Source organism: Cellulosimicrobium sp. CpK407, assembly GCF_051844275.1.
GTDB classification, from domain to species: Bacteria; Actinomycetota; Actinomycetes; order Actinomycetales; family Cellulomonadaceae; genus Cellulosimicrobium; species Cellulosimicrobium cellulans_G.
On the sequence record NZ_JBGNYC010000027.1, the window covers coordinates 40971 to 62601 of the forward strand.

Below are 21631 nucleotides of genomic sequence, written 5' to 3' on the forward strand. Positions count from 1 at the left end.
CTCGTCCGCCCCGCGCTGTGTCCGTGTGTGGCGGGCGCTCTCCCGACGCTAGCCCGCCGCGCCCGAGTTCGCCCGGGCGATGGCGAGGACGGCTCCGCGCGCGGGCTCGGGGAGCTCGGGCACGAGGACGACGGTGCTCGCGAGGACGAGCCGTTCGATCTCCGCGCGCGACAGGTCGCCGCCCCCGAGCCACGCGGCGGTGACGTTCTCGACGAGCGCGACCCAGCCCGCCGCGATGAGCCGCAGGCGCGGCGAGGCGAGGGGCGAGCCGGACGTCGTCGCGGAGACCGTCGAGGTGAGGCGGGCGACGAGGCCCTCGCGGACGCGCGCGAGCGCCTCCTGCGTCGCGTCGTCCTCGCCGAGAGCGCCCCGCCAGAGGTCCTGCCAGACGAGGCGCCGAGCCTCGACCGCGTCGAGGAACGACGCGACGGCGAGCGCCGGGCGCTCCACGAGGGGACGATCGTCCGGTGCGACGGTCGCTGCCTCGAGCCCCGCCACGGCCTCGAGCGCGACGGCCCGGCGTAACCCGGCGGTGGAGCCGAAGTAGTGGAAGACGAGCGCCTTGGACGCCCCGGCGCGCGCGGCGACGGCCGCGGGCGTCAGCGAGTCCAGGCCGTGCTCGTCGGCCTGTCGCGCAGCGGCGTCGAGCAGCTCGCGACGACGGTCGGCGGGCTCGCGACGGCGACGCGCGCCGTGCGGCGGGCCCGCCGCGTCGGCGCGGGACGGGGGATCGACGGAGGGGGCGGTCGAGCGGGGCATGACATCCGTTGTACGCCGTTGTTGACCGCGAGTCAACAAGAGGCGTAGCGTTGTTGACCGTGAGTCAACGGCGTCCTCGGGGAGGACCGGGGACCCACGAGAGGGAAGAGCCGGGATGCAGATCACGCTGACGGACGTCCGCGTCGACGGGCGGCGCGAGCCGATGCTCGAGCCGATGGACCTCGCCTGGTCCGCGGGCGAGTGCGTGCTCGTCGCGGGCGAGCCCGGGCACGGGCACACCGCGCTCGCGCTCGTCGCCACGGGACGGTTCGACCCGTCCGCGGGCGAGGTCCGGCTCCTGCCGGCGAGCACACCGTCGCGTCGCAACGGGCGTACGACCCGTGGCGCCGCCGCCACCCTGCGCGACGTGACCGCCGTCGTCGACGTCCCCGGCATCAGCGAGCCCGACGACGCGCTCACCGTGTCCGACGTCGTCGCCGAGGGCCTCGCGCTCGCCGGGCGACGGTCGCTGCCCTCCGACGGGACGCGCTGGCTCGCCGACCACTCACTCACCGCCGACCGCGCCCGGCGCCTCGACCAGGTCCCCGGTGTCGTGCGCACCGCGCTCCTGGCGGCGCTCGCGGCCGAGGACCCCGACGTCCGCTTCCTCGTGCTCACCCTCCCGGACCGACACGGCGGCGAGCCGTCGGGCTGGTGGGAGGTCGCGCAGTCCCTCGCCGCCGCGGGCTACGGCGTCCTCGTGCAGTGCACGCGCGCGTCGGCCCGCGACCTCGGCGTCGACCTGCCCCCGGCCCGCGGCGCCTCGATCCACGAGCCGCCCGTCGTCGTCCTCCGCACCCGCCCCACCCCGATCGCCCCTCCCGCCGAACCCGGCGACATCCCCGGGTTCGGCGCCGCACCTGACCACAACCCCGGGTTCGACGCCGCCGCCGACCGTCAGGACGACCCCGAGGAGGGCCGATGACCGCGATCCGCCTCGGGCTGTCCGAGCTGCGCCGCCTCGCCGCGGGCACGCTGCCGCGCCTCGCCATCCTCGCGATGGCGCTCATCCCCACGCTCTACGCGGGCCTCTACCTGTTCGCGAACCACGACCCGTACGACAAGCTCGACCAGATCCCCGCCGCCCTCGTCGTCCTCGACGAGGGCACCACGACCACCGACGCCCAGACCGGGGCAACGACGGAGCGGCACTTCGGCCGCGACGTCGCCGACCAGCTCCTCGACGAAGGGGGGTTCGGCTGGGTCGAGACCAGCCAGGTGGACGCCGAGTACGGCGTGCGGTCGGGGCGGTACGACGCCGCGCTCGTCATCGGCCCCACGTTCTCCGCGGACCTCGCGTCCGCGGGCGAGTTCGAGCCGCAGCAGGCGAGCCTCACGCTCATCACCAACGACGCGAACAACTACCTCGCGCGCACCATCGCGGACCAGATCGTCGGCAAGGTGCGCGACTCGATCGCGGAACAGGTGGGTACGGAGGCGGCCGACACGTTCCTCCGCGGCTTCGCCTCCATCCACACCAATCTCGCCGACGCCGTCGACGGCGCGGACCAGCTCCTCGACGGCGCGACGCAGCTCCGCGACGGTCTCGTCACCGCGGACGACGGCGCGCACACCCTCGCCGACGGCGCGGGGCAGGCCGCCGACGGCGCCGAGCGTCTCGACGCGAGCACCGGGACGCTCGCGGACGCCGTCGGGCAGCTCGACGACGGCGCCGACGCCCTGGCCTCCGGGCTCGGGACGCTCCGGGGTGCGACGTCGTCGCTGCCCGACCAGACGCGCCAGCTCGCCGACGGAGCGGCCCAGGTCGCGGACGGAAACGCCCAGGTTGCGCAGTACGGGCAGCAGGCCGCCGACGCGGCCGGCCAGGTGCTCCCGACGCTCGACGCGATCCGCGGCGACGTCGACGCGCAGCTCGACCAGCTCGTCGCCGACGGCGTCATCGACCAGGCGACGGCCGACCAGGTGCGGTCGCAGGTCGCGCCCGTGCTCGACCAGCAGCGCGAGCAGGTCCAGGGCGCCGTCGACCAGGTGACCGCCGCGTCCGGCAAGCTCGACCAGCTCGCGGACGGGTCGCGCCAGGTGTCCGACGGCGCGGCCCGGCTCGCGGCCGCGACGCCGCAGCTGACCTCGGGCATCGCGAGCGCCGCCGACGGCGCGGACCGCCTCGCCGACGGCACCGGACAGCTCGCCGCCGCGACCCCGCAGCTCGTGGACGGCGTCTCGCAGCTCGCCGACGGCACGCGCCAGGTGTCCGACGGCGCGACCTCGCTCGCCGACGGCACGTCGCAGCTCCGCGACGGGTCGGGCGAGCTCGTCGACGGCGTCACCCGGCTCCGCGACGGGCTCGCCGAGGGTCTGGGCCAGGTGCCGGACCTCGACGAGCAGACCCGTCAGGACACCGCCGAGACCATCGGCAACCCGGTCTCCGTGCAGAACGAGGCGCTGTCGTCCGCCGGCACGTACGGCGGCGGCCTCGCGCCGTTCTTCCTGTCGCTCGCGACGTGGATCGGCGCCTACGTGCTGTTCCTGCTCGTGCGCCCGCTGTCGTCGCGGGCCCTCGCCGCCGGGCGGTCCGGCCTCGCCACCGCCCTGGGCGGCTGGCTCACTCCGGCCGCGATCGGCGTCGTGCAGGTCGCCGCGATGTTCACCGTGACGAAGTTCGCGCTCGACATCGACCCCGTGCACGGCGTCGGGACCGCGCTGTTCCTCGTGCTCGTCTCCGCGACGTTCGTCGCGATCCTCCAGGCGCTCAACGTCTGGCTCGGCGCCGCGGGCCAGTTCCTCGGGCTCGTGCTCATGCTCGTCCAGCTCGTCACCGCGGGCGGCACGTTCCCGTGGCAGACGATCCCCGAGCCGCTGCGCTCGATGCACCAGTTCCTGCCCATGACCTACGGCGTCGAGGGACTGCGCCAGCTCCTCTACGGCGGCAACATGGCGACGGTGACGCGCGACGTCACGGTCCTCGTCGTCGTGCTGGTCGCCGCCCTCGCCCTGACGACGATCGCCGCCCGCAAGCAGCGCGTCTGGACGATCAAGAAGCTCCAACCAGAGCTCGTCCTCTGACCCACGAGACCGCGCCCCGGTCCGCCGAGGTAGAGCCCTGCTTGGCCGAGGTAGAGCCCTGGTTGGGCGAGGTCGAGCCGTGGTCATGTCCGACGGCGTGTGGTCGCCCTGGGTGGTCGGGGTGGGTGGTGGTGCCGCGTCTACCATCCGCGCCGCTCGTTCCTCGCGTCGCTCCCGCCAGGCCCGCCACGACGCGGCACCACCACCCACCCCGCCCGGCGTCGTCTCGCCGTGGTCTTCGCTCACCTGGGCGAACTGCCCGCGGCGTCGTTCGCACACCTCGGGCGGCGACCCGCCGTGGCGGGCGACCGGCCGCCGTCGGGCTTCAGGTGCCCATGCCGGCCGGTAGCCCGGACGTGACGGGTGACCACGCGCCGTCTCGCCCGACCAGGCGTCTCTGTCGGCGGACCGGACACTTACGTCGGCATACCACGCCTCTACGTCGGCGGACCACGCCTCTACCTCGACCGACCAGGGCCCTACCTCGGCAGGGCGGCTGCCAGGGGGCGGACGGTTCCGGGGGTTCGGGCGCGAGGGTGCGACAATCGCGACGTGTCCGCTGAGATCGACGCCAACCCGACCCCCGCCCCGCAGCACCCCGGGAACGGCTCGCGGCGGTCCGGCTCCCGCGCGACGTCGTCGCCGGAGGCGGAGCGCGCGGCCGCTCTCCGCGAGGCCGAACGGGCGGCCGACGCGGCCCGCACGGCGCTCGCCGAGGCGCTGCGGACGGTCGTGCGCGGCGGGGTCGACTCCTCCACGCGCCGCCGGGCCGAGTACTCGACGGACGCGTCGAACTACCGCGTCGTGCCCGAGGCCGTGGTGTACCCGCAGGACGCGGACGACGTCGTCGCCGCGCTGGACGTGCTGCGCGAGCTCGAGGTGCCGGTCACGGCGCGCGGGGCCGGGACGTCGGTCGCGGGGAACTCGATCGGCCCGGGCGTCGTCCTCGACTTCACGCGGCACGTGAACCGCGTGCTCGACGTCGACCCGGAGGCGCGCACGGCACGCATCGAGCCGGGCGTCGTCATGTCGACGCTCCAGCAGGAGGCGGCGCCGCACGGGCTGCGGTTCGGCCCGGACCCGTCGACGCAGAACCGCGCGACGCTCGGCGGCATGATCGGCAACAACGCGTGCGGGCCGCACGCCGTCGCGTACGGGCGCACGGTCGACAACGTCGTCGCGCTCGACGTCGTCGACGGCCGCGGGCGCCGCTTCACAGCGGGCAAGGGCGACCCGACGTTCGCGGCGGTCCCCGGCCTGGCGGAGCTCGTCCGCGAGAACCTCGCGCTGATCCGCACCGAGTTCGGACGGTTCGGACGCCAGGTGTCGGGCTACTCGCTGGAGCACCTGCTGCCGGAGAACGGGTCGGACCTCGCGAAGGCGCTCGTCGGCACCGAGGGCACGCTCGTGACGATCCTCGAGGCCACGGTGCGCCTGGTGCCGGTGCCGTCCAAGCCGACGCTCGTCGTGCTCGGCTACCCGGACATGCCGTCCGCGGCCGACGACGTCCCGACCTTCCTCGGCCTCAGCCCCCTCGCGGTCGAGGGCCTCGACGCGCGGCTCGTCGACGTCGTGCGCCGCGCCAAGGGCGACGCGTCCGTGCCGCCGCTGCCGCCGGGCGCCGGCTGGCTCATGGTCGAGGTCGGGGGCGCGACCCCCGAGGAGGCGATGACGAACGCGGAGGCGATCGTCGCGGCGTCGGGCAGCGAGGCCACCATGATCCTGCCCGCCGGCCCCGAGGCGACCAAGATGTGGCAGATCCGGGCCGACGGCGCGGGGCTCGCCGGGCGCACGCCCGCGGGCGAGCAGGCGTGGCCGGGGTGGGAAGACTCCGCCGTCCCGCCGGAGAAGCTGGGCGACTACCTGCGCGACCTCGACGCGCTCATGGCGCGCTACGGCGTCGACGGACTGCCGTACGGGCACTTCGGCGACGGCTGCGTGCACCTGCGGATCGACATCCCGCTCGAGGCGTCGGGGTCGGTGCTGCGCACGTTCATGCTCGAGGCGGCGGAGCTCGTCGCGAAGTACGGCGGCTCGCTCTCGGGAGAGCACGGCGACGGGCGCGCGCGCTCGGAGCTGCTGCCGGTCATGTACAGCCCCGAGGCGATCGCCCTCATGGAGCGGTTCAAGGCCCTGTTCGACCCGCAGGACGTCATGAACCCGGGCGTCGTCGTGCGCCCGAGCGCGATCGACGACGACCTGCGCCGCCCGCACGCGCACCCGCTGCTGTCGACGGTCGGCGCGCCGGGCACGCCCGGCACGAGCACGGCCGCGCCCGCGAAGGCCACGAAGATCTCGCGCCGCGCCGGCTACCAGGGCTTCTCGTTCGCGCACGACCACGGCGACATGACGCAGGCCGTGCACCGCTGCGTCGGCGTCGGCAAGTGCCGCGCCGACACCAGCGCCGCGGGCGGGTTCATGTGCCCGTCGTACCAGGCGACCAAGGATGAGAAGGACGTCACGCGCGCCCGCGCCCGCGTGCTCCAGGAGGCGGTCAACGGCACGCTCGTCGGCGGCCTCGCGGCACCCGAGGTGCGCGAGTCGCTCGACCTGTGCCTGTCCTGCAAGGCGTGCTCGAGCGACTGCCCCGCGGGCGTCGACATGGCGCAGTACAAGTCCGAGGTCCTCTACCGCACGTACCGCGGCAAGCTGCGCCCCGTCGACCACTACTCGCTCGGCTGGCTGCCGATCTGGGCGCGCCTCGCCACGGGCATGCCGCGCCTGGCGAACAAGCTGCTCGGGTTCCGCCCGCTCGCGAAGGTGGTCCTGTGGGCGGGCGGCATGGACACGCGCCGCTCGATGACGGAGTTCGCCGAGGTGCCGTTCCGCACGTGGTGGAAGCGCGGCGGCGCGACGCAGGGCGTGCCCGGCCTGCGCATCGGCGAGCGGCCCGGCCACCCCGTGCGCGACGAGCGCCCGAAGGTCGTGCTGTGGACCGACTCGTTCAGCGACAACATGTCGCCGGGCGTGCCGCAGGCGGCCGTCAAGGTGCTCACCGCGGCCGGGTACGACGTCGTCGTCCCGGACGAGCAGGCGTGCTGCGGCCTCACGTGGATCAGCACGGGCCAGCTCGACGGCGCGCGCAAGCGCCTGGAGAACCTGCTGTCCGTGCTCGGCCCGTACGCCGTGAACGGCATCCCGATCCTGGGGCTCGAGCCGTCGTGCACCGCGGTGCTGCGCTCCGACCTCGTGGACCTGTTCCCCGACGACCCGCGCGCCCGGGCGGTCTCCGCCGCGACGCGCACGCTCGCCGAGCTCCTCACGTCGGTCGACACCGCGCCCGGCCGCGAGTCCGGGTGGCGCGTGCCCGACCTGTCGGACGTCACCGCCGTCGTGCAGCCGCACTGCCACCAGCACTCGGTGATGGGGTTCGCCGCGGACGAGCGGCTGCTGCGCGACGCGGGCGCGACGATCAAGGTCCTCGCCGGCTGCTGCGGGCTCGCGGGCAACTTCGGCATGCAGAAGGGCCACTACGAGACGTCGGTCGCGGTCGCGGAGAACGCGCTGCTGCCCGCGCTGCGCGACGCCGCCCCCGGCGACGTGTACCTCGCGGACGGCTTCTCGTGCCGCACCCAGGCCGACGACCTCGCCGGCGTCCAGGGCAAGGCCCTCGTCGAGCTGCTCGCCGAGCGGCTCTGAGCGTCGCGCTGCGCGGCCAGGTCGCCCGGCGGCGCTCGGTCGCCCGCGCGGGCGGCCGTCAGCCGCGCGCGGGGTGCACGTCCGTGATCGCGTAGCACTCCTCGTCGTCGATCGCGCGCGGCATCGGGTCGAGCGTGAGCGACGTCGGGTAGCCCAGCTCGTCGTCGAACGCGACGTCGGTGACGTCCTCGTGGCGCTCGTCGACGAGGTCGAGGAACCCGTCGATCGTGCGGCCGCCGCTCTCGACGTACGACTCGGGGGTCATCTCCAGGTGCGCGAGGCTCGCGGCGACCGCGACCACCTCCCCGGCCGCGACCTCGACGTCGAAGTCCCCGACGAGGTTCCGCTCGCCGCACGACGACGTCAGCGTGAACGCGTAGTCGTCGTACCCCGCCGCAGCCCACCGGTCCCGTGCTTCCGGGAGCCCGGCGACGGGCCCCTCGGCGCTCGCGGGCGCGCACGCGGTCACGAGCGGCGCGACGACGAGCGCGCCCAGGGCGAGCACCGCCGTCGTCCAGGACGGCCGAGCACGGCGGCGCGAGGTCTTCTCCATGCCCTGCTCGTGTGCCGACCCGGCCCGGTCTTGCCCTGCGCTGCACGTTCGTGCACCGAGGTGCGGTCCGTGGGGACCGGCGTGAGCATGGCAGGGGAGCGCCACCGCGGGCGGCGCTTCTTTCCTGTCGTCAGCGGTGAGAGGGAGTGGCATGTACTACTCGAGCGGCAACTACGAGGCGTTCGCGCGGCCGCGCAAGCCGGAGCGGACGGACCGGCTCGGGTCCGTGCACCTGGTGGGAGCGGGCCTCGCGTCGCTCTCCGCGGCGGGCTTCCTCGTCCGCGACGGCCAGGTCCCGGGGGAGAAGATCACCGTCTACGAGCGGCTCAGGCTCCCCGGTGGTGCGCTCGACGGCATCAAGGAGCCGCGGCGCGGGTTCGTGATCCGCGGCGGGCGCGAGCTCGAGGACCACATGGAGTGTCTGTGGGACCTGTTCCGCTCCGTGCCGTCGATCGAGACCGAGGGAGTGTCGGTCCTCGACGAGTTCTACTGGCTCAACAAGGACGACCCGAACTTTTCGCTCCAGCGCGTCACGGAGGACCGCGGCAAGGACGCGCACTTCGACAACCTGTTCCGCCTCGACGAGAAGGCGCAGAAGGAGATCACGAAGATCTTCCTCGCGCGCCGCGAGGACATGGAGGGGAAGTCGATCGAGGAGGTCATGTCGCGGCACTTCCTCGACAGCCAGTTCTGGCTCTACTGGCGCACGATGTTCGCGTTCCAGGAATGGCACAGCGCGCTCGAGTTCAAGCTGTACCTGCACCGGTTCATCCACCACGTCGGCGGCCTGCCCGACCTCTCGGCGCTCAAGTTCACCAAGTACAACCAGTACGAGTCGATGGTGCTGCCGCTCACGCGCTGGCTCATGGACCAGGGTGTCACCTTCCGGTTCCACGTCGAGGTCACCGACGTCGACTTCGAGCTCGCCCCGGGCCGCAAGGTCGCCACGCGGCTGCACCTGCTGGACCACGCGGCGGCCCACGAGCCCGGCGGGGCGGCCGTCGAGCAGACGATCGACCTCGGGGAGGACGACCTCGTCATCGTGACCATCGGCTCGCTCACGGAGAACTCCGACAACGGCGACCAGCACACGCCCGCGCGCCTCGACACGGGGCCCGCGCCCGCGTGGGACCTGTGGCGGCGCATCGCGGCCAAGGACCCGTCGTTCGGCCGGCCCGACGTGTTCAGCACCGACATCCCGCGCACCAAGTGGCAGTCCGCCACGGTCACGACCCTCGACCGGCGCATCCCCGAGCACATCGAGCGCATCTGCCGGCGCGACCCGTTCAGCGGGAAGGTCGTCACGGGCGGCATCGTCACCGCGCGCGACTCGGCCTGGCTCATGAGCTGGACCGTCAATCGGCAGCCGCACTTCAAGGCGCAGTCGCCGGACGAGATCGTCGTGTGGGTCTACGGGCTGTTCGTCGAGACGCCGGGCGACTACGTGAAGAAGCCGCTCCAGGACTGCACGGGCGAGGAGATCACGCAGGAGTGGCTGTACCACCTCGGCGTCCCCGAGGCCGACATCCCGACCCTCGCCGCCGAGGCCGCGAGCTGCGTGCCCGTGATGATGCCGTACGTCACGGCGTTCTTCATGCCCCGGCACGCGGGCGACCGGCCCCAGGTCGTGCCCGACGGCGCACGCAACTTCGCGTTCATCGGCCAGTTCGCCGAGACGACGCGGGACACGATCTTCACCACCGAGTACTCCGTGCGCACCGGCATGGAGGCGGCCTACCAGCTGCTCGACCTGGAGCGCGGCGTGCCCGAGGTGTTCAACAGCACGTACGACGTCCGCAAGCTGCTCGCCGCGGTGAGCGCCCTGCGCGACGGCGAGGAGCTCGACCTCCCCGGGCCGCGGATCCTGCGCGACCGGCTCCAGAAGAAGGTCGACGCCACCGAGATCGGCGAGCTGCTCGCCGAGTTCAGCCTCCTGTCCCACGACGAGTAGCGGCACGCACCGCGTCGGCGAGCCGGGAGACGGCTTCGTCGACGCGGGCGTCGGCGAGGTTGCCGTACCCGAGCACGAGGGTCGTCGACCGCTCGGCGGGGCGCACCTGGTAGCGGCGCAGGTCGACGACGGTCACCTCGCGCCGCGCGGCCTCGCGCACGACGTGAGCGGCGTCGGGCGCGGGGTCGTCCGGCGAGCCCGGCAGGGAGAGCAGCGCGTGCATCCCCGCCGCGATGCCGCTCACCGCGGCGCCGGGCAGCTCCCGGGCGAGGGCGTCGAGCACGGCGTCGCGACGGCGGCGGTAGCGCCCGCGCGCGGCGCGCAGGTGCCGGTCGTAGCCGCCGGACGCGACGAGGCGCGCGAACGTGAGCTGGTCGACCGTGGACGGGGCCGCCGTCGGGCCGTGCGGCGCGGCCGCGCGCGCGACGGACTCGCGCCAGCGGGCGGGCACGACCATCCAACCGACGCCGAACGCGGGGCTCATCGTCTTGCTCACCGAGCCGAGCAGCACGACGCGGTCGGGGTCGAGCTGCTGGAGCGCGGCGACGGGCCGGCGGTCGTAGCGGAACTCGGCGTCGTAGTCGTCCTCGATCACGAGGGCGTCGACGGTGCGGGCCCACGTGAGCACCGCCTCGCGCCGCTCGGGCGCGAGCGCGGAGCCGGTGGGGAACTGGTGCGCGGGCGTGAGCAGCGCCGCGCGCGCCCCGGTCCGTCGCGACGCCGCGACGAGCGCGTCGACGTCCGCGCCCGCGTCGTCCACGGGGACCGGGACGGGGGTGAGACCGGCCCGTGCCGCGACGTCGCGCAGGACCGACCAGCTCGGGTCCTCCACCAGGACGTGCGTGTGGCCCGCCTCGACGAGCGCGGCGGCGACGCGCGCCATCCCGTCGGTCGCGCCGCGCGTGAGCACGACGGCGTCGTCCGGCCCGGAGACGACGCGCGCCCGGCGCAGGTGGCCGGCGACGACGGCGCGCGCGTGCGGGTGCCCGGCAGGGGCGGGCTGGCCGAGGTCGTCGTTCGACGCGGTACCGGTCGAGGAACCGAGCGCGTCGCGCGCCGCCCGCAGCCACGCGTCGCGCGGGACGTGGCGCAGGTCGGGTACGCCGGGCGCTAGGTCGAACCGGGCGCGCGCGGCGTGGGTCCTGCCGGTGTCGGTCCGCCCGGCGTCCACGACGGCGCGCGCGGGACTACCATCCGCCGCTCGGTCCTCGCGGCTCCCGCCAGGCCCGCCACGACCCGCGCGCGCCGTCGTTCCCGCCGGGCTCGTGGGCCGCTCGCCCAGCGCACTCGTTCCCCTCGGGCTCGTCGATCGGGCGCCGGCTGCGGCGGAGACGCGGGTCGCGGAGCCGGTGCGCGCCTCGAGGAAGCCCTCGGCGACGAGCTGGCCGTACGCCTCCGTGACGACCCACCGCGACACCCCGAGCGACTCGGCGAGCTGGCGGCTCGGCGGCAGCGCCGCCCCGACCGGGACACGGCCGGTGTGCACGGCGTCGCGGACCGCGCGCTCGAGCCGCTCGACGCGCGACCCCGGCCCCGTCCCCAGGTCGAGCAGCGCCTCCCAGGCGAGCGCCGCCGTCGGGCCCGGCGGTGAAGCAGGATTGGTCTGGTCGACACTCATGGAATCGGACCGTACACCCGTGCCGATCGCTCCGTAGCGTGGAGCACGTCATCAGGACCACGGGTCCACCACGGACCACGCGGGTCCACCACGAACCTCGGGAGACCACCATGCGGTACCGCACCATCGGCGACGGGCGCACCTCCTTCGACGTGTCGACCCTGTGCCTCGGCACGATGAACATGGGCACGCTCGTCGACGAGGACACGTCGTTCGCGATCCTCGACCGCTTCGTCGAGGCGGGCGGCACGTTCCTCGACACGGCGAACAACTACAGCCTCTGGGCCGGGGGGCACGGCCGCGACAGCGAGGACCTCCTCGGCCGCTGGCTCGCGAGCCGCGGCGTGCGCGACCAGGTCCGCATCGCGACGAAGCTCGGCGCGGCGCAGAAGGACAGGTCCCTCCCGCTGTCGAACACGCCGCCGACGAACTTCCAGGGCCTCGGCGCCGACGTCGTCGGCTACGAGGCGCACGAGAGCCTGCGGCACCTCGGCGTCGACCACCTGGACGTGCTGTACGGGCACGTCGACGACCACGAGACGCCGCTCGCCGAGACCGTCGGTGCCTTCGGCAAGCTCCAGGCCGAGGGCGTCGTGGGCATCACCGGCATCTCGAACGTCGCGCTGTGGCGCGTCGTCGAGGCGCGGGAGGAGGCGCTGCGCCAGGGCGTCGCGCCCTACGGGCTCGTCCAGCAGAACTACACGTACGCCTACCCGACGCCGGAGGTCGGCCGGCACAACTGGGCCTCGTACGAGCTGCTCGACTACGCGGCGTCCACGGGGGTCGACGGGCGCCCGCCGCTCGCCGTCACCGCCTACTCGCCGATCCTCCAGGGCGCGTACGTGCGCCGGGACAAGCCGCTGTGGGACGGGTTCGACCACCCGACCACGCGCGAGCGCATCCGCCTCCTGCACGAGGTCGCGGGCGAGCTCGGCGCGACGCCCAACCAGGTCGCGCTCGCGTGGCTCCTCGGGGGCGAGCACCCGGTGATCCCGCTCGTCGGGCCCAGCACGATCGAGCAGCTCGACGAGCTCCTCGGCGCGGCCGACCTCGAGCTCGACCCGGAGCTGCGCGCGCGGCTCGACGCCGCCTGAGCCCGCGTGCTCGCCCGGCCCGGCGCCACGGCGTCGGGCCGGGCTGCCACCGTGGGCGGGTGCTCACCACCACCGTCGCGCGCGTCCGGGCGGACGACTGGCGCGACCTCCGGGACGTCCGCCTGCGCGCGCTCGCGGACGCGCCGACCGCGTTCGGCTCGACCGTCGCGCGCGAGGCGGCCTTCCCCGACGACGTGTGGCGCGAGCGCGCGGCCGGGCTGCGGACGTCGTGGGGCGTCGCCGGATAGGGTGCGGGGACCTGTTCCCGGACCGTGCCGAGGGGGCCACGTGGAGTTCCAGGACGTCGTGCGACGCCGACGCATGGTGCGCCGGTTCACCGACGAGCCCGTCGCGCCGGACGCCGTCGACCGCCTCGTGCACAACGCCGTCCGCGCGCCGAGCGCGGGGTTCGCGCAGGGGTGGTCGTTCCTCGTGCTCACCGAGCCCGACGACGTCGCGCGCTTCTGGGCCGCGACCTCACCCGAGCGGCCCGAGCGGAGCATGAGCGCGTGGCTCGCCGGGATGCGCACCGCGCCCGTGCTCGTCGTGGTCCTCACGTCGAAGGACGTCTACCTCGACCGGTACGCCGAGGACGACAAGGGCTGGGCGGACCGCGACGAGAACCGCTGGGCCGTCCCCTACTGGCACGTCGACGCCGGGATGGCGGCGCTGCTCATGCTCCAGACCGCCGTCGACGAGGGGCTCGGCGCGTGCTTCTTCGGCGTCGCGCCGGGCGAGGTCGGGCGGCTGCGCGCGGCCTTCGACATCCCCGACGCGTACGCCCCGACCGGGGTCGTCGCCGTCGGGCACCCCGCCGACCGGGCGACCACGGGCTCGCCGCGACGTCGCGAGCGCAAGCCGCTCGACGACGTCGTGCACCGCGGCCGCTGGGGAGGCCGATCGTGAGGCGCCCGCCCGCCCGCGCGGCGGTGCTCGCGACGTCGGCCGTGCTCGCCGTCCTCGGGACGACCGCCTGCACCGGCGGACCGTCGCCCGGCCCGACCGGCGGCCCGACGACGTCGGGCACCGCGGACGCGCCCGGTCCGGACGCCGGCGACCCCACGTCCCCGGCGCCGACGACCGAGACCGCACCGGGGGATCCGGACGCGACGACCGGCGGCCCGTCCGACCTGCTGCCCGACCCCGCGGACGCGCCGGGCCCCCGAGGTCACGATCCTGGGCGGGGCCGCGTCCGCACCGCCGCTCGTCGCGCGCGCCGGGTGGCAGGTCGTCGGGTCGAGCGGCGCGTGCGTGCTGTCGTGGCGCGGCGCGAGCGACCCTGAGGCGCCGGGAGCAGGCGCCCGGGAGGCGTCCGACGCCCTGCTCACCGAGACCGTCGTCGCGGACCGGGGCGACCCGGGTGCGACGCGTGAGGTCCTGCTCCCGCTCACGTCCGACGGCGTGGCGGTGCAGGGCGTGAACGCGGTCGCCCAGGACTGGGCCGTGGGCACGCCGCGCGGCGAGGTCCCGGTCCGCGGTGCGGCGCGCGTCGTGAGCGTGCCGACGTTCGACGGCGGCGCGTCGACCCAGTCCGTCGTGCTCGCGCTCGACTGCGCCGGGCCGCTCGACGAGGGCGCGTGGCAGCGGCTGCTCGCCGACGTGCGCGTCGGTCTCGTCGCACCCGTCGAGGAGCCCGGCGTCTGGCTCTCGTAGCCGGATCCTGGAGCCGGCGCACGGCCCGGCCCGTGGGCGCGGAGCCGTGGCGCGGCGACGTCAGGCGTCGCGGTCGCGCAGCGCCGGGACGTGCAGCCCGACGACGGCGCGCGCGTCCGCGGGCAGCTCGTCCCAGTCCTCGACGGTGTCGAGGTCGACCGCGGTCCCGGGCCGCTGCACGACGACGGCCCGCAGCCCGAGCCGCGCGGCCTCCGCGACGTGGGCCGCACGGCTGCCCGCCCCGAACCGAAACCGAAACCCGTCGCCGACGGGACCGCTGCCTCGCCGAGCACGAGGTTCCCGTCGTTCTGAGCCGGTTTCCGACAGCGACCCCGTGGTCGTCGGCGCGGAAGCCGGGGGGTCGAGGACGAGGAGGTTCGTGCCCGTGCCCCCGCGGTCCGTCGCGACGACGACGGGCGCGTCCTCGGCGAGCAGCGCCGCCACGTCGGCGGGCGTGAGCGCGGGGAGGTCGGCGTGCGCGACGAGGAGCCGCACCGGACCCTCCGGGGACTCGTCACGCGCCGCGATCTCCCGGCCGAGGTCGACCGCCGCGTCCAGCCCCGGCCGGTCCGCGGGCTGCAGCACGATGCGCAGCCGGTCGGCGTCGTCGGTCAGCAGGAGACCGTCCGACGCGGCCGCGTCCGCAGCGCCGGCGGACTCGTCCACCACGACGTCGCGCAGCGCCCGCCACGTGAACCGCGGGTCCGACGTCACCACGACCACGCGCTCGACGCCGTCGCTCGCGAGCAGCGTCCCCACGACGTGCCGCGCGAGCACGGCGATCAGCCGGCTGCGCGCCGCGGGGTCGAGGACGTGCGCGAGCCGCGACTTCCCCGACGACCCGTCGCGCAGCGGCACGACGGCGACCACGCGCCCCGGGCGGTCGGGCCCACCGGGACGAGCAGCGCCGTCGGGCACCACGAGGTCACCCACGCGCGGCACCCGCCGACGCGAGGAGCGTGCGCGCGAGGCGCTCGCGGCCCGCGGCGCCGCCCATGACGGTGTCCGTGACCACGACGTCCATCTCGAGGCCCCGCACGGCGTCCGCGAGGTGGGCGTCGTGGTCGTCGATCACCATGACGTCGACGAGCCCGGCATACAGGCGCGCGACGCCGAGCGCGGAGACCTCGTGCCCGAGCGTCGTGAGGATCTGCGCCGCGGGCCCCTTGATCGCGCGGCCGCCGACGATCGGGCTCACCGCGACGCGGCGCGCGGACGTCCCGGCCAGCGCCTCCCGCACACCCGCGACCGCGAGCACCGGCTCGACCGACAGGAACGGGTTCGACGGCGCGACCACGACCACGTCGGCGTCGGTCACCGCGTCGAGCACGCCGGGCGCGGGGCGCGCGGCGTCGATCCCGTCGTAGACGAGGCCCAGGACGTCGTCCGCGTGCCGGCGCCCCACGAAGTACTCCTGGAACCCGAGCCGGCCCGCGGGCGTGTCGACGAGCGTCGCGACGCGGTCGTCGCTCACGGGCAGGACGCTCGCCCGGACGCCGAGCGCCGTCGTGAGCCGCGCGGTCACCTCGGTCAGGGTCGACCCCGCGCGCAGCCCGGCCGTCCGGACCACGTGCGTCGCGAGGTCGCGGTCCCCGAGCGTGAACCACGTGTCCTCGCCGAGCCGGCCCATCGCCTCCAGCGCCGCGTACGTCTCGCCGACGACGCCCCAGCCGCGCTCCTCGTCCGCGAGCCCGGCGAGCGTGTACGTCACGGTGTCGAGGTCGGGCGAGATCCACAGCCCGTGCAGCTCGACGTCGTCCGCCACGTTGACGACGACCGTGAGGTCGGCCCCGGCGAGGTCCAGGCCGTGCGCGAGGCGTGCCCCGCCGACCCCGCCCGCGAGCACGGTCACGCGGTCGGTGCGGTGTTCTGCTGTCACGACGACGAGCCTACGTCGGGGCGTCGGGGTCCCGGCGGTTCGTGCGCCGGACCCGTGCCACGATGGGCTCATGGCCGTCTTCGCCTTCTCCGTCGCCCCGCTCGGTGCCGGCGAGTCCGTCGCGGACTCCGTCGCCGAGGCCGTCCGCATCGTCCGCGAGTCGGGCCTGCCCAACCGCACCACCGCGATGTTCACCGAGATCGAGGGCGACTGGGACGCCGTCATGCCCGTGATCCAGCGCGCCACGGAGGCCGTGGGCGCGGGCGGGCACCGCGTCTCGCTCGTCATCAAGGCGGACATCCGGTCCGGTCGTACCGGGGAGCTCACGGGGAAGGTCGAACGGGTCGAGGAGCGCCTCGCCGTGGAGTCCGAGGAGACCGGGCACGCCTGACCTGCACGGTCGCGCGGGGGCGGTTCGACCGGTTCGAGGGACTTGACCGGCGACGTAGGCTATGGCGCAAACGCCCCCGCCCAGGTCGCGTCCCGCTGCAGCAGGAGATCCCCCGATGCCCCTCTTCGAGGTGGACGCCGAGCGTCCCGTACTGGTCCAGCCGCCCCAGCCGGCAGGTGCCTTCGGGACGGACGCGCAGCGTGTCGTGGACGGCAACATCGAGGGGCTGCTGGGCGAGCAGATCTTCCCCGTCGCGCAGGGCACGTCCGACGACGAGCCCCACCTGCTCGCGCTCGACGCCGCAGGGCTCCCGGTCGTCATCGAGGTCACCGCGGAGCTCACGGAGGAGGCCCTCACCGCGGCGCTCAACCACGCCGGCCGGGCCGGGCGTCTCACGCGCGCCGAGCTCGCCGCCCGCTACAGCGGCGGCGCGTCGCGGTTCCAGCAGGACGTCGCGGCGTTCTACGACAACGTCCCCCTCACGCGCTCGCAGGCGACCGCCCGCGCGACCGGTGCCCGGCTCATCGTCATCTGCTCGAGCGCCGCACCGGGCATCCAGGACGCGCTCGACTTCCTCCGCCAGCCCGGCTCCCCGGTCGCGGTCCTGCGCCTCGGCGTCGTGCAGGGCGCCGACGGCCGCCGCTTCGTCGACGTGTCCCCGCTCGCGATGACGCGCGACAACCCCGCACCACCCGCGGCACCCGAGCCCCGCCGGGGCCGCGCCGTGGCCCCCGGATCCGACTTCGCGGACGGCGTCGCCGTGGGCCGAGCCCTGACCGGCAAGTTTCCCGTGGTGACGCGGCAGGCCGCGCAGTCCCGGGCCGAGCGCCGTCGTGCCGCCGAGCTCGAGCCGCGCGCCCTCCCCGGGATCGCACCCACCGCGGCCGACGAGACCGGCCCGCTGGCCCCGGTCGCCGCGCCCTCGGCGCCGTCGCACGCCGAGCCCCCGGTCCTGGACTTCGTGCCCCTCGACGACCCGCTCACCGCGCGGGCCGTGCCCGAGCCCGCGTCCACCGGCTGGGCCGACCGCCGGCCCGTCGAGGCCGGCGACGAGACGCCCACCCCGCGCACCTCGATCCTCACGCGCGAGTCCATCCGGACCCGCGAGTCCATCCGGACGCGCGAGTCGTACCTCACCCACGAGTACGGCGAGCAGCGGAGCCCGTCGCGCGAGCAGCCGTACGACCCGCTGTCGTACCACCCGCCGGTCGACCTCGACCCGGCACCCCCGCACGCGTCCGCGAGCCGGGACGTCGTCCCCGTGCCGCCCCCGCCCCCCGCGGACGTGCCGCTCGGCCCCGACGACGACCCCGACCTCGTCGCGCTCGCCCGCGCGTTCGGCACGCCCCGCGAGCTCGTGTGGTCCCGGCCGCGGCGCGGCCAGCGCTTCGAGGCGGTCCTCCAGCCCGACGGCTTCATCGAGCTCTCCGACGGCGCGCGCTACCGCCACCCCGACCTCGCCGCCGTCGCCGTGTCGGGCACCCACACCGCCGACGGCTGGAGCGTCTGGCGCCTCGGCGGCGACGACGGCCCCACCCTCACCGACGCCTTCCGCCAGCACCACGCCTGACCCACCGTTCGGGCTGACGAGCCCGGGCAGGACGGCGGCCCGGGCCGTGGAGCCGGCCCGGGCCCGACGCGAGGAGGCCGCGCTCAGTCGGTCGAGCGCACCATGGTGCGGATCCCGACCGCGAGCCCGACGGCGGCCGTCACGACGGCGGCGACCCAGCCCCACGCGACGGCCGAGGCCGTGAGGTCGCCGGCGAACAGCGCGCGCTCGGCGTCGACGACGTACCGGAGCGGGTTGACGTCGGACGCCACCTGCATCCACCGCGGCCCGGTCTCGAGCGGCAGGAGCATGCCGGACAGGATCATGAGCGGGAAGATCAGCGTCTGCTGCACGACCCAGAACATCCAGTCCTGCTTGCGCACCGCGAGCGCGAGCGCATAGCTGAGGGACCCGATCCCGACGCCGAAGACGGCGAGGAGCGCGAGCCCGACGACGGCCCCGGCGGGGTGGAGCTCGAACCCGAACGGGAGCATGACGAGCACGACGACGACCGACTGCGCGACGATCGGGACCATCTCCTTGAGCGCGCGGCCCACGAGCAGCGAGGCGCGCGAGAGCGGGGCGACGAGCATGCGCTCGTGCGCGCCGGTCTGGAGCTCGACGAGCAGGTTCGCGCCGGTCGTGGTGGTCCCGAAGAGCGTGGTCATCACGAGGATGGACGGGACGAACCACTGCCAGACGTTGCCGCCCAGGACCTCCTGCCCGGTCGTCGTGCCGCCGAGCGACCCGACGAGCAGGGGGCCGAACAGCGCGAGGAAGACGATCGGCTGGACGAGCCCGAACAGCACGGAGAACGGGTCGTGCAGCACGGGCCGCAGCTCGCGGACGAGCACGATCCGGGTGTCGCGCGCGAACGCGGCGAGCCCGCGACGTGCGCGCGGACGTGCCGGGGCCGGGTGCGGGGCGATGCTGGTGGGGGCGATGTCGACGGTGCTCATGCTGCGGTCCTCTCGGTGGGGCGGGTGCCCTCGGCGGGGGTGTCGGTCGGGGTCGCGGCGCCGGCCTCGCGCAGGCTGCGGCCCGTCAGGGCGAGGAAGACGTCGTCGAGCGTGGGGCGGTGCACCAGCGCGGTCTCGACGGCGATGCCGTCCGCGTCGGCGGCGCGCAGCAGCCGGGGGAGGTACGCGTCGCCGCGTTCGGCCCGCACCTCGAGCGAGGGTGCGGCGTCGTGCCCGACGGCGGGGGTGCCGTCGGGCGTGCGGGTCGCCTCGCGGAAGCCCTCGACGCGGCGGGCGAGCGCGAGGAGGCGCGCCGCGTCGTCGTGCAGCGGGCCCTGCGTGGGCGCGAGCGTCACGACGACGCGGTCCCCGGCAAGGTCGGCCTTGAGGTTCTCGGCGGTGTCGTCGGCGATGACCTGACCGTGGTCGACGACGACGACGCGCTCGGCCATGGTGTCGGCCTCGTCGAGGTAGTGCGTGGTGAGGACGATCGTCATGGGCTCGCCCGTCGACGCGAGGGCGTCGTCGCGCATGCGCAGCACGTGCTCCCACAGGTTCGCGCGGTTGTGCGGGTCGAGGCCGGTCGACGGCTCGTCGAGGAACAGCAGCGACGGCGCGTGCACGAGGCCCATGGCGACGTCGAGCCGGCGACGCTGCCCGCCGGAGAGGTCGGAGACCTTGCGCGCGCCGTAGGACCCGAGCTCGAGCGAGTCGAGGAGCTCGTCGGCGCGGCGTCGGGCGGTACGTCGGTCGAGGCCGTGGATGCGGCCCTGGCTGGTGAGCTCGTCGACGGCGCGCTGCGCGTGACCGGCGCCGTTGCCCTGCCCGACGTAGCCGATGCGGTGGCGGACGGCGTCGGGCTCGGCGACGACGTCGTGGCCCGCGACGGTCGCGGTGCCCGACGTGGGACGGATGAGCGTGGTGAGCATGCGGAGCGTGGTCGTCTTGCCGGCGCCGTTGGGGCCGAGGACGGCGACGAGCTCGCCGGGTGCGACGTCGAGGTCGATGCCGCGGACGGCGTGCACCGTGGCGCTCGCGTCGCGCCCGACGGCGAAGTCCTTGGTCAGTGCTCTGGTGCGGATCACGGTGGCTCCTCCTGGGTGTGCTTCGTGCGTCGAGACCGACGGTGCCAGGAGTAGAGGCCAGATTCGGTCCTCTACTCCTGGCACCCTGGGGTCATGCTCGAGACCTCTGGACGACTGCTCCGACTGCTCTCGCTGCTCCAGGCGCGCCGGGACTGGCCCGGGTCCGCGCTCGCCGAGCGGCTGGAGGTAAGCCCGCGCACCGTGCGGCGCGACGTCGACCGGCTGCGCGAGCTCGGCTACCCGGTCCGCGCGACGAAGGGGCCCGACGGCGGGTACCGGCTCGATGCCGGGGCGGACGTGCCGCCCCTCCTGTTCGACGACGAGCAGGCGGTCGCCGTCGCGATCGCACTGCGTACCGGGACGCTCCCCGGAGTCGAGGACGCCGCAGCACGCGCGCTCGCGACGATCCGTCAGGTCATGCCCGCGCGCCTGCGCACGCGCATCGACGCGTTGGAGGTGACGGCGGTGCCCGGCCGGAGGGAGCGGGCCCTGCCCGCGGTCAGCGCCGACGTGCTCGTGGCCGTCGGCTCGGCGGCCGCCGAACGCCGCGTGCTGCGGTTCGACTACGACGGCGGGACGGGCGAGGTGCTCCGCGCTCCGGGCCAGGAGGAGGGGGAGGGGTTCCGTGCGCCGCGCCGGGTGGAGCCGCACCACGTCGTCACGTGGGGCGGGCGGTGGTACCTCGTCGCGTGGGACCTCGACCGGGACGACTGGCGAACCTTCCGGATCGACCGGATGGCGCCGCGCGAGGGCGCCGGAGCGCGCTTCGAGCGGCGGGCGCTGCCCGCCCCGGACGTGGCGACGTTCATCGCCGAGAGGTTCACGCAGCCCGTGACGCCCGTGCGGGGGACGGTCGAGATCGAGCTGGACGCCGCCGTCGTGGCGGCATGGGCCGGAACGGGCGCACTCGTCGAGGCCGTGGGCGAGGGGCGGTGCCGGCTGACGGCGGGATCCTGGTCGTGGGGCGGGCTCGCCGCCTGGTTCGGGATCTTCGACGCCCCCTTCACCGTGGTCGGGCCGGACGAGCTGCGCACGGCGATGACCCGCCTCGCGGCGCGGGCGACGGCCGCGGCCGATCCCGCGGGGACGGACGCAGCGGGCCCACGGCAACGTCCTGCGTGAGGGGCGGTGCTCGCCGGGCGTGGCGCCCCGGAGGAGAGTGGTCCGGGTCACCACGGCGCGAGTTGACCTCCTGCCTCCGGACCCCGTAATGTTCTCGAGGTCGCCCGGCAGGGAGGAACAGACACCACGGCACAGCTCCTCGGAGCAGATGCGAAGTGGCTGGTCCCCCGGGTGAAACTCCCACCAGATTCTCGGAGCACAGTGCTGCGCCGTGAGTACGGTGAGGGTGTCTGGATCAGGTACATTTCTGAACGGAAATCCGGTTTTCACCGGTCCGGGACGAACGGCCGGGTCTGGTAGGATTCAGAACGAAGGAAGCGCCCCGCGCGAGGGCCTCGGGAACGAGGTCGGAGGC

19 protein-coding genes are annotated in these 21631 nt (G+C 75.0%); 12 read left to right on the forward strand and 7 right to left on the reverse strand.

The annotated features are described in order from the left end of the window. Positions 1 to 48 precede the first annotated feature (48 nt). A complete protein-coding gene (locus ABWU78_RS12890) occupies positions 49 to 759 on the reverse strand; it encodes a TetR/AcrR family transcriptional regulator (RefSeq protein WP_439158629.1) in 711 nt (236 codons plus the stop codon). A gap of 115 nt (positions 760 to 874) precedes the next feature. Here ABWU78_RS12890 and ABWU78_RS12895 point away from each other — a divergent pair, with 115 nt between their 5' ends. The 3 genes from ABWU78_RS12895 (at position 875) to ABWU78_RS12905 (ending at position 7422) form a co-directional block, all read left to right on the forward strand. Continuing rightward, a complete protein-coding gene (locus ABWU78_RS12895) occupies positions 875 to 1684 on the forward strand; it encodes a hypothetical protein (protein WP_439158630.1) in 810 nt (269 codons plus the stop codon). Next, entirely contained in the window at positions 1681 to 3783 is a 2103-nt protein-coding gene (locus ABWU78_RS12900; RefSeq protein ID WP_439158631.1) for a YhgE/Pip family protein, read from the forward strand. Before ABWU78_RS12895 ends, ABWU78_RS12900 begins: the two co-directional genes overlap by 4 nt. Before the next feature lie 720 nt (positions 3784 to 4503). Continuing rightward, positions 4504 to 7422 (forward strand): FAD-binding and (Fe-S)-binding domain-containing protein, encoded by a 2919-nt coding sequence (locus ABWU78_RS12905; protein WP_439158635.1) that lies wholly within the window; start codon positions 4504 to 4506, stop codon positions 7420 to 7422. A gap of 58 nt (positions 7423 to 7480) precedes the next feature. Here the strand turns inward: ABWU78_RS12905 and ABWU78_RS12910 are convergent, their stop codons facing one another. Next, on the reverse strand, positions 7481 to 7975 hold the full coding sequence (locus tag ABWU78_RS12910; protein WP_439158632.1) for a DUF6174 domain-containing protein: 495 nt from the start codon (positions 7973 to 7975) through the stop codon (positions 7481 to 7483). A gap of 151 nt (positions 7976 to 8126) precedes the next feature. Between ABWU78_RS12910 and ABWU78_RS12915 the strand changes: the two genes are divergently transcribed. Then, complete coding sequence (locus ABWU78_RS12915; protein ID WP_439158633.1) at positions 8127 to 9926, forward strand: oleate hydratase; 1800 nt, start codon at positions 8127 to 8129, stop codon at positions 9924 to 9926. Here ABWU78_RS12915 and ABWU78_RS12920 read toward each other — a convergent pair. Then, positions 9901 to 11544, reverse strand: a complete 1644-nt coding sequence (locus ABWU78_RS12920) for a PLP-dependent aminotransferase family protein (protein WP_439158634.1) — start codon at positions 11542 to 11544, stop codon at positions 9901 to 9903. The two genes, ABWU78_RS12915 and ABWU78_RS12920, sit on opposite strands and share 26 nt — an antisense overlap. Positions 11545 to 11654: 110 nt before the next feature. Between ABWU78_RS12920 and ABWU78_RS12925 the strand changes: the two genes are divergently transcribed. The 5 genes from ABWU78_RS12925 to ABWU78_RS12945 are packed head-to-tail and all read left to right on the forward strand — an operon-like array spanning position 11655 to position 14291. Next, a complete protein-coding gene (locus tag ABWU78_RS12925) occupies positions 11655 to 12638 on the forward strand; it encodes an aldo/keto reductase (RefSeq protein ID WP_253053784.1) in 984 nt (327 codons plus the stop codon). A gap of 59 nt (positions 12639 to 12697) precedes the next feature. After that, positions 12698 to 12886: a hypothetical protein gene (locus ABWU78_RS12930; RefSeq protein WP_353708423.1), complete on the forward strand. Its 189-nt coding sequence runs from the start codon at positions 12698 to 12700 to the stop codon at positions 12884 to 12886. Positions 12887 to 12926: 40 nt separating this feature from the next. Continuing rightward, a complete protein-coding gene (locus ABWU78_RS12935) occupies positions 12927 to 13544 on the forward strand; it encodes a nitroreductase family protein (RefSeq protein WP_353708424.1) in 618 nt (205 codons plus the stop codon). Further along, positions 13541 to 13921: a hypothetical protein gene (locus ABWU78_RS12940; protein ID WP_353708425.1), complete on the forward strand. Its 381-nt coding sequence runs from the start codon at positions 13541 to 13543 to the stop codon at positions 13919 to 13921. The genes ABWU78_RS12935 and ABWU78_RS12940 overlap by 4 nt, the downstream gene beginning before the upstream one ends. Further along, positions 13890 to 14291 (forward strand): hypothetical protein, encoded by a 402-nt coding sequence (locus ABWU78_RS12945; protein WP_353708426.1) that lies wholly within the window; start codon positions 13890 to 13892, stop codon positions 14289 to 14291. The genes ABWU78_RS12940 and ABWU78_RS12945 overlap by 32 nt, the downstream gene beginning before the upstream one ends. Positions 14292 to 14351: 60 nt before the next feature. Here the strand turns inward: ABWU78_RS12945 and ABWU78_RS12950 are convergent, their stop codons facing one another. Continuing rightward, positions 14352 to 15224, reverse strand: a complete 873-nt coding sequence (locus tag ABWU78_RS12950; protein ID WP_353708427.1) for a 2-phospho-L-lactate guanylyltransferase — start codon at positions 15222 to 15224, stop codon at positions 14352 to 14354. Beyond that, on the reverse strand, positions 15217 to 16170 hold the full coding sequence (gene cofD, locus ABWU78_RS12955; protein WP_353708428.1) for a 2-phospho-L-lactate transferase: 954 nt from the start codon (positions 16168 to 16170) through the stop codon (positions 15217 to 15219). Before cofD ends, ABWU78_RS12950 begins: the two co-directional genes overlap by 8 nt. 70 nt (positions 16171 to 16240) lie before the next feature. Between cofD and ABWU78_RS12960 the strand changes: the two genes are divergently transcribed. After that, positions 16241 to 16561, forward strand: coding sequence for an MTH1187 family thiamine-binding protein (locus tag ABWU78_RS12960; RefSeq protein WP_353708429.1), 321 nt, complete (start codon positions 16241 to 16243; stop codon positions 16559 to 16561). A gap of 115 nt (positions 16562 to 16676) precedes the next feature. Next, the gene (locus tag ABWU78_RS12965) at positions 16677 to 18131 is read left to right on the forward strand and encodes a hypothetical protein (RefSeq protein ID WP_353708430.1); all 1455 of its coding nucleotides are present in this window, start codon (positions 16677 to 16679) and stop codon (positions 18129 to 18131) included. An 83-nt stretch (positions 18132 to 18214) separates the two neighbouring features. Here ABWU78_RS12965 and ABWU78_RS12970 read toward each other — a convergent pair whose 3' ends face one another. Next, positions 18215 to 19069 (reverse strand): ABC transporter permease, encoded by an 855-nt coding sequence (locus ABWU78_RS12970; RefSeq protein WP_353708431.1) that lies wholly within the window; start codon positions 19067 to 19069, stop codon positions 18215 to 18217. Beyond that, complete coding sequence (locus ABWU78_RS12975) at positions 19066 to 20154, reverse strand: ATP-binding cassette domain-containing protein (protein ID WP_353708432.1); 1089 nt, start codon at positions 20152 to 20154, stop codon at positions 19066 to 19068. The genes ABWU78_RS12970 and ABWU78_RS12975 overlap by 4 nt, the downstream gene beginning before the upstream one ends. 93 nt (positions 20155 to 20247) lie before the next feature. Here ABWU78_RS12975 and ABWU78_RS12980 point away from each other — a divergent pair, with 93 nt between their 5' ends. Beyond that, positions 20248 to 21276: a helix-turn-helix transcriptional regulator gene (locus ABWU78_RS12980; RefSeq protein ID WP_353708433.1), complete on the forward strand. Its 1029-nt coding sequence runs from the start codon at positions 20248 to 20250 to the stop codon at positions 21274 to 21276. Positions 21277 to 21631: the final 355 nt, after the last annotated feature.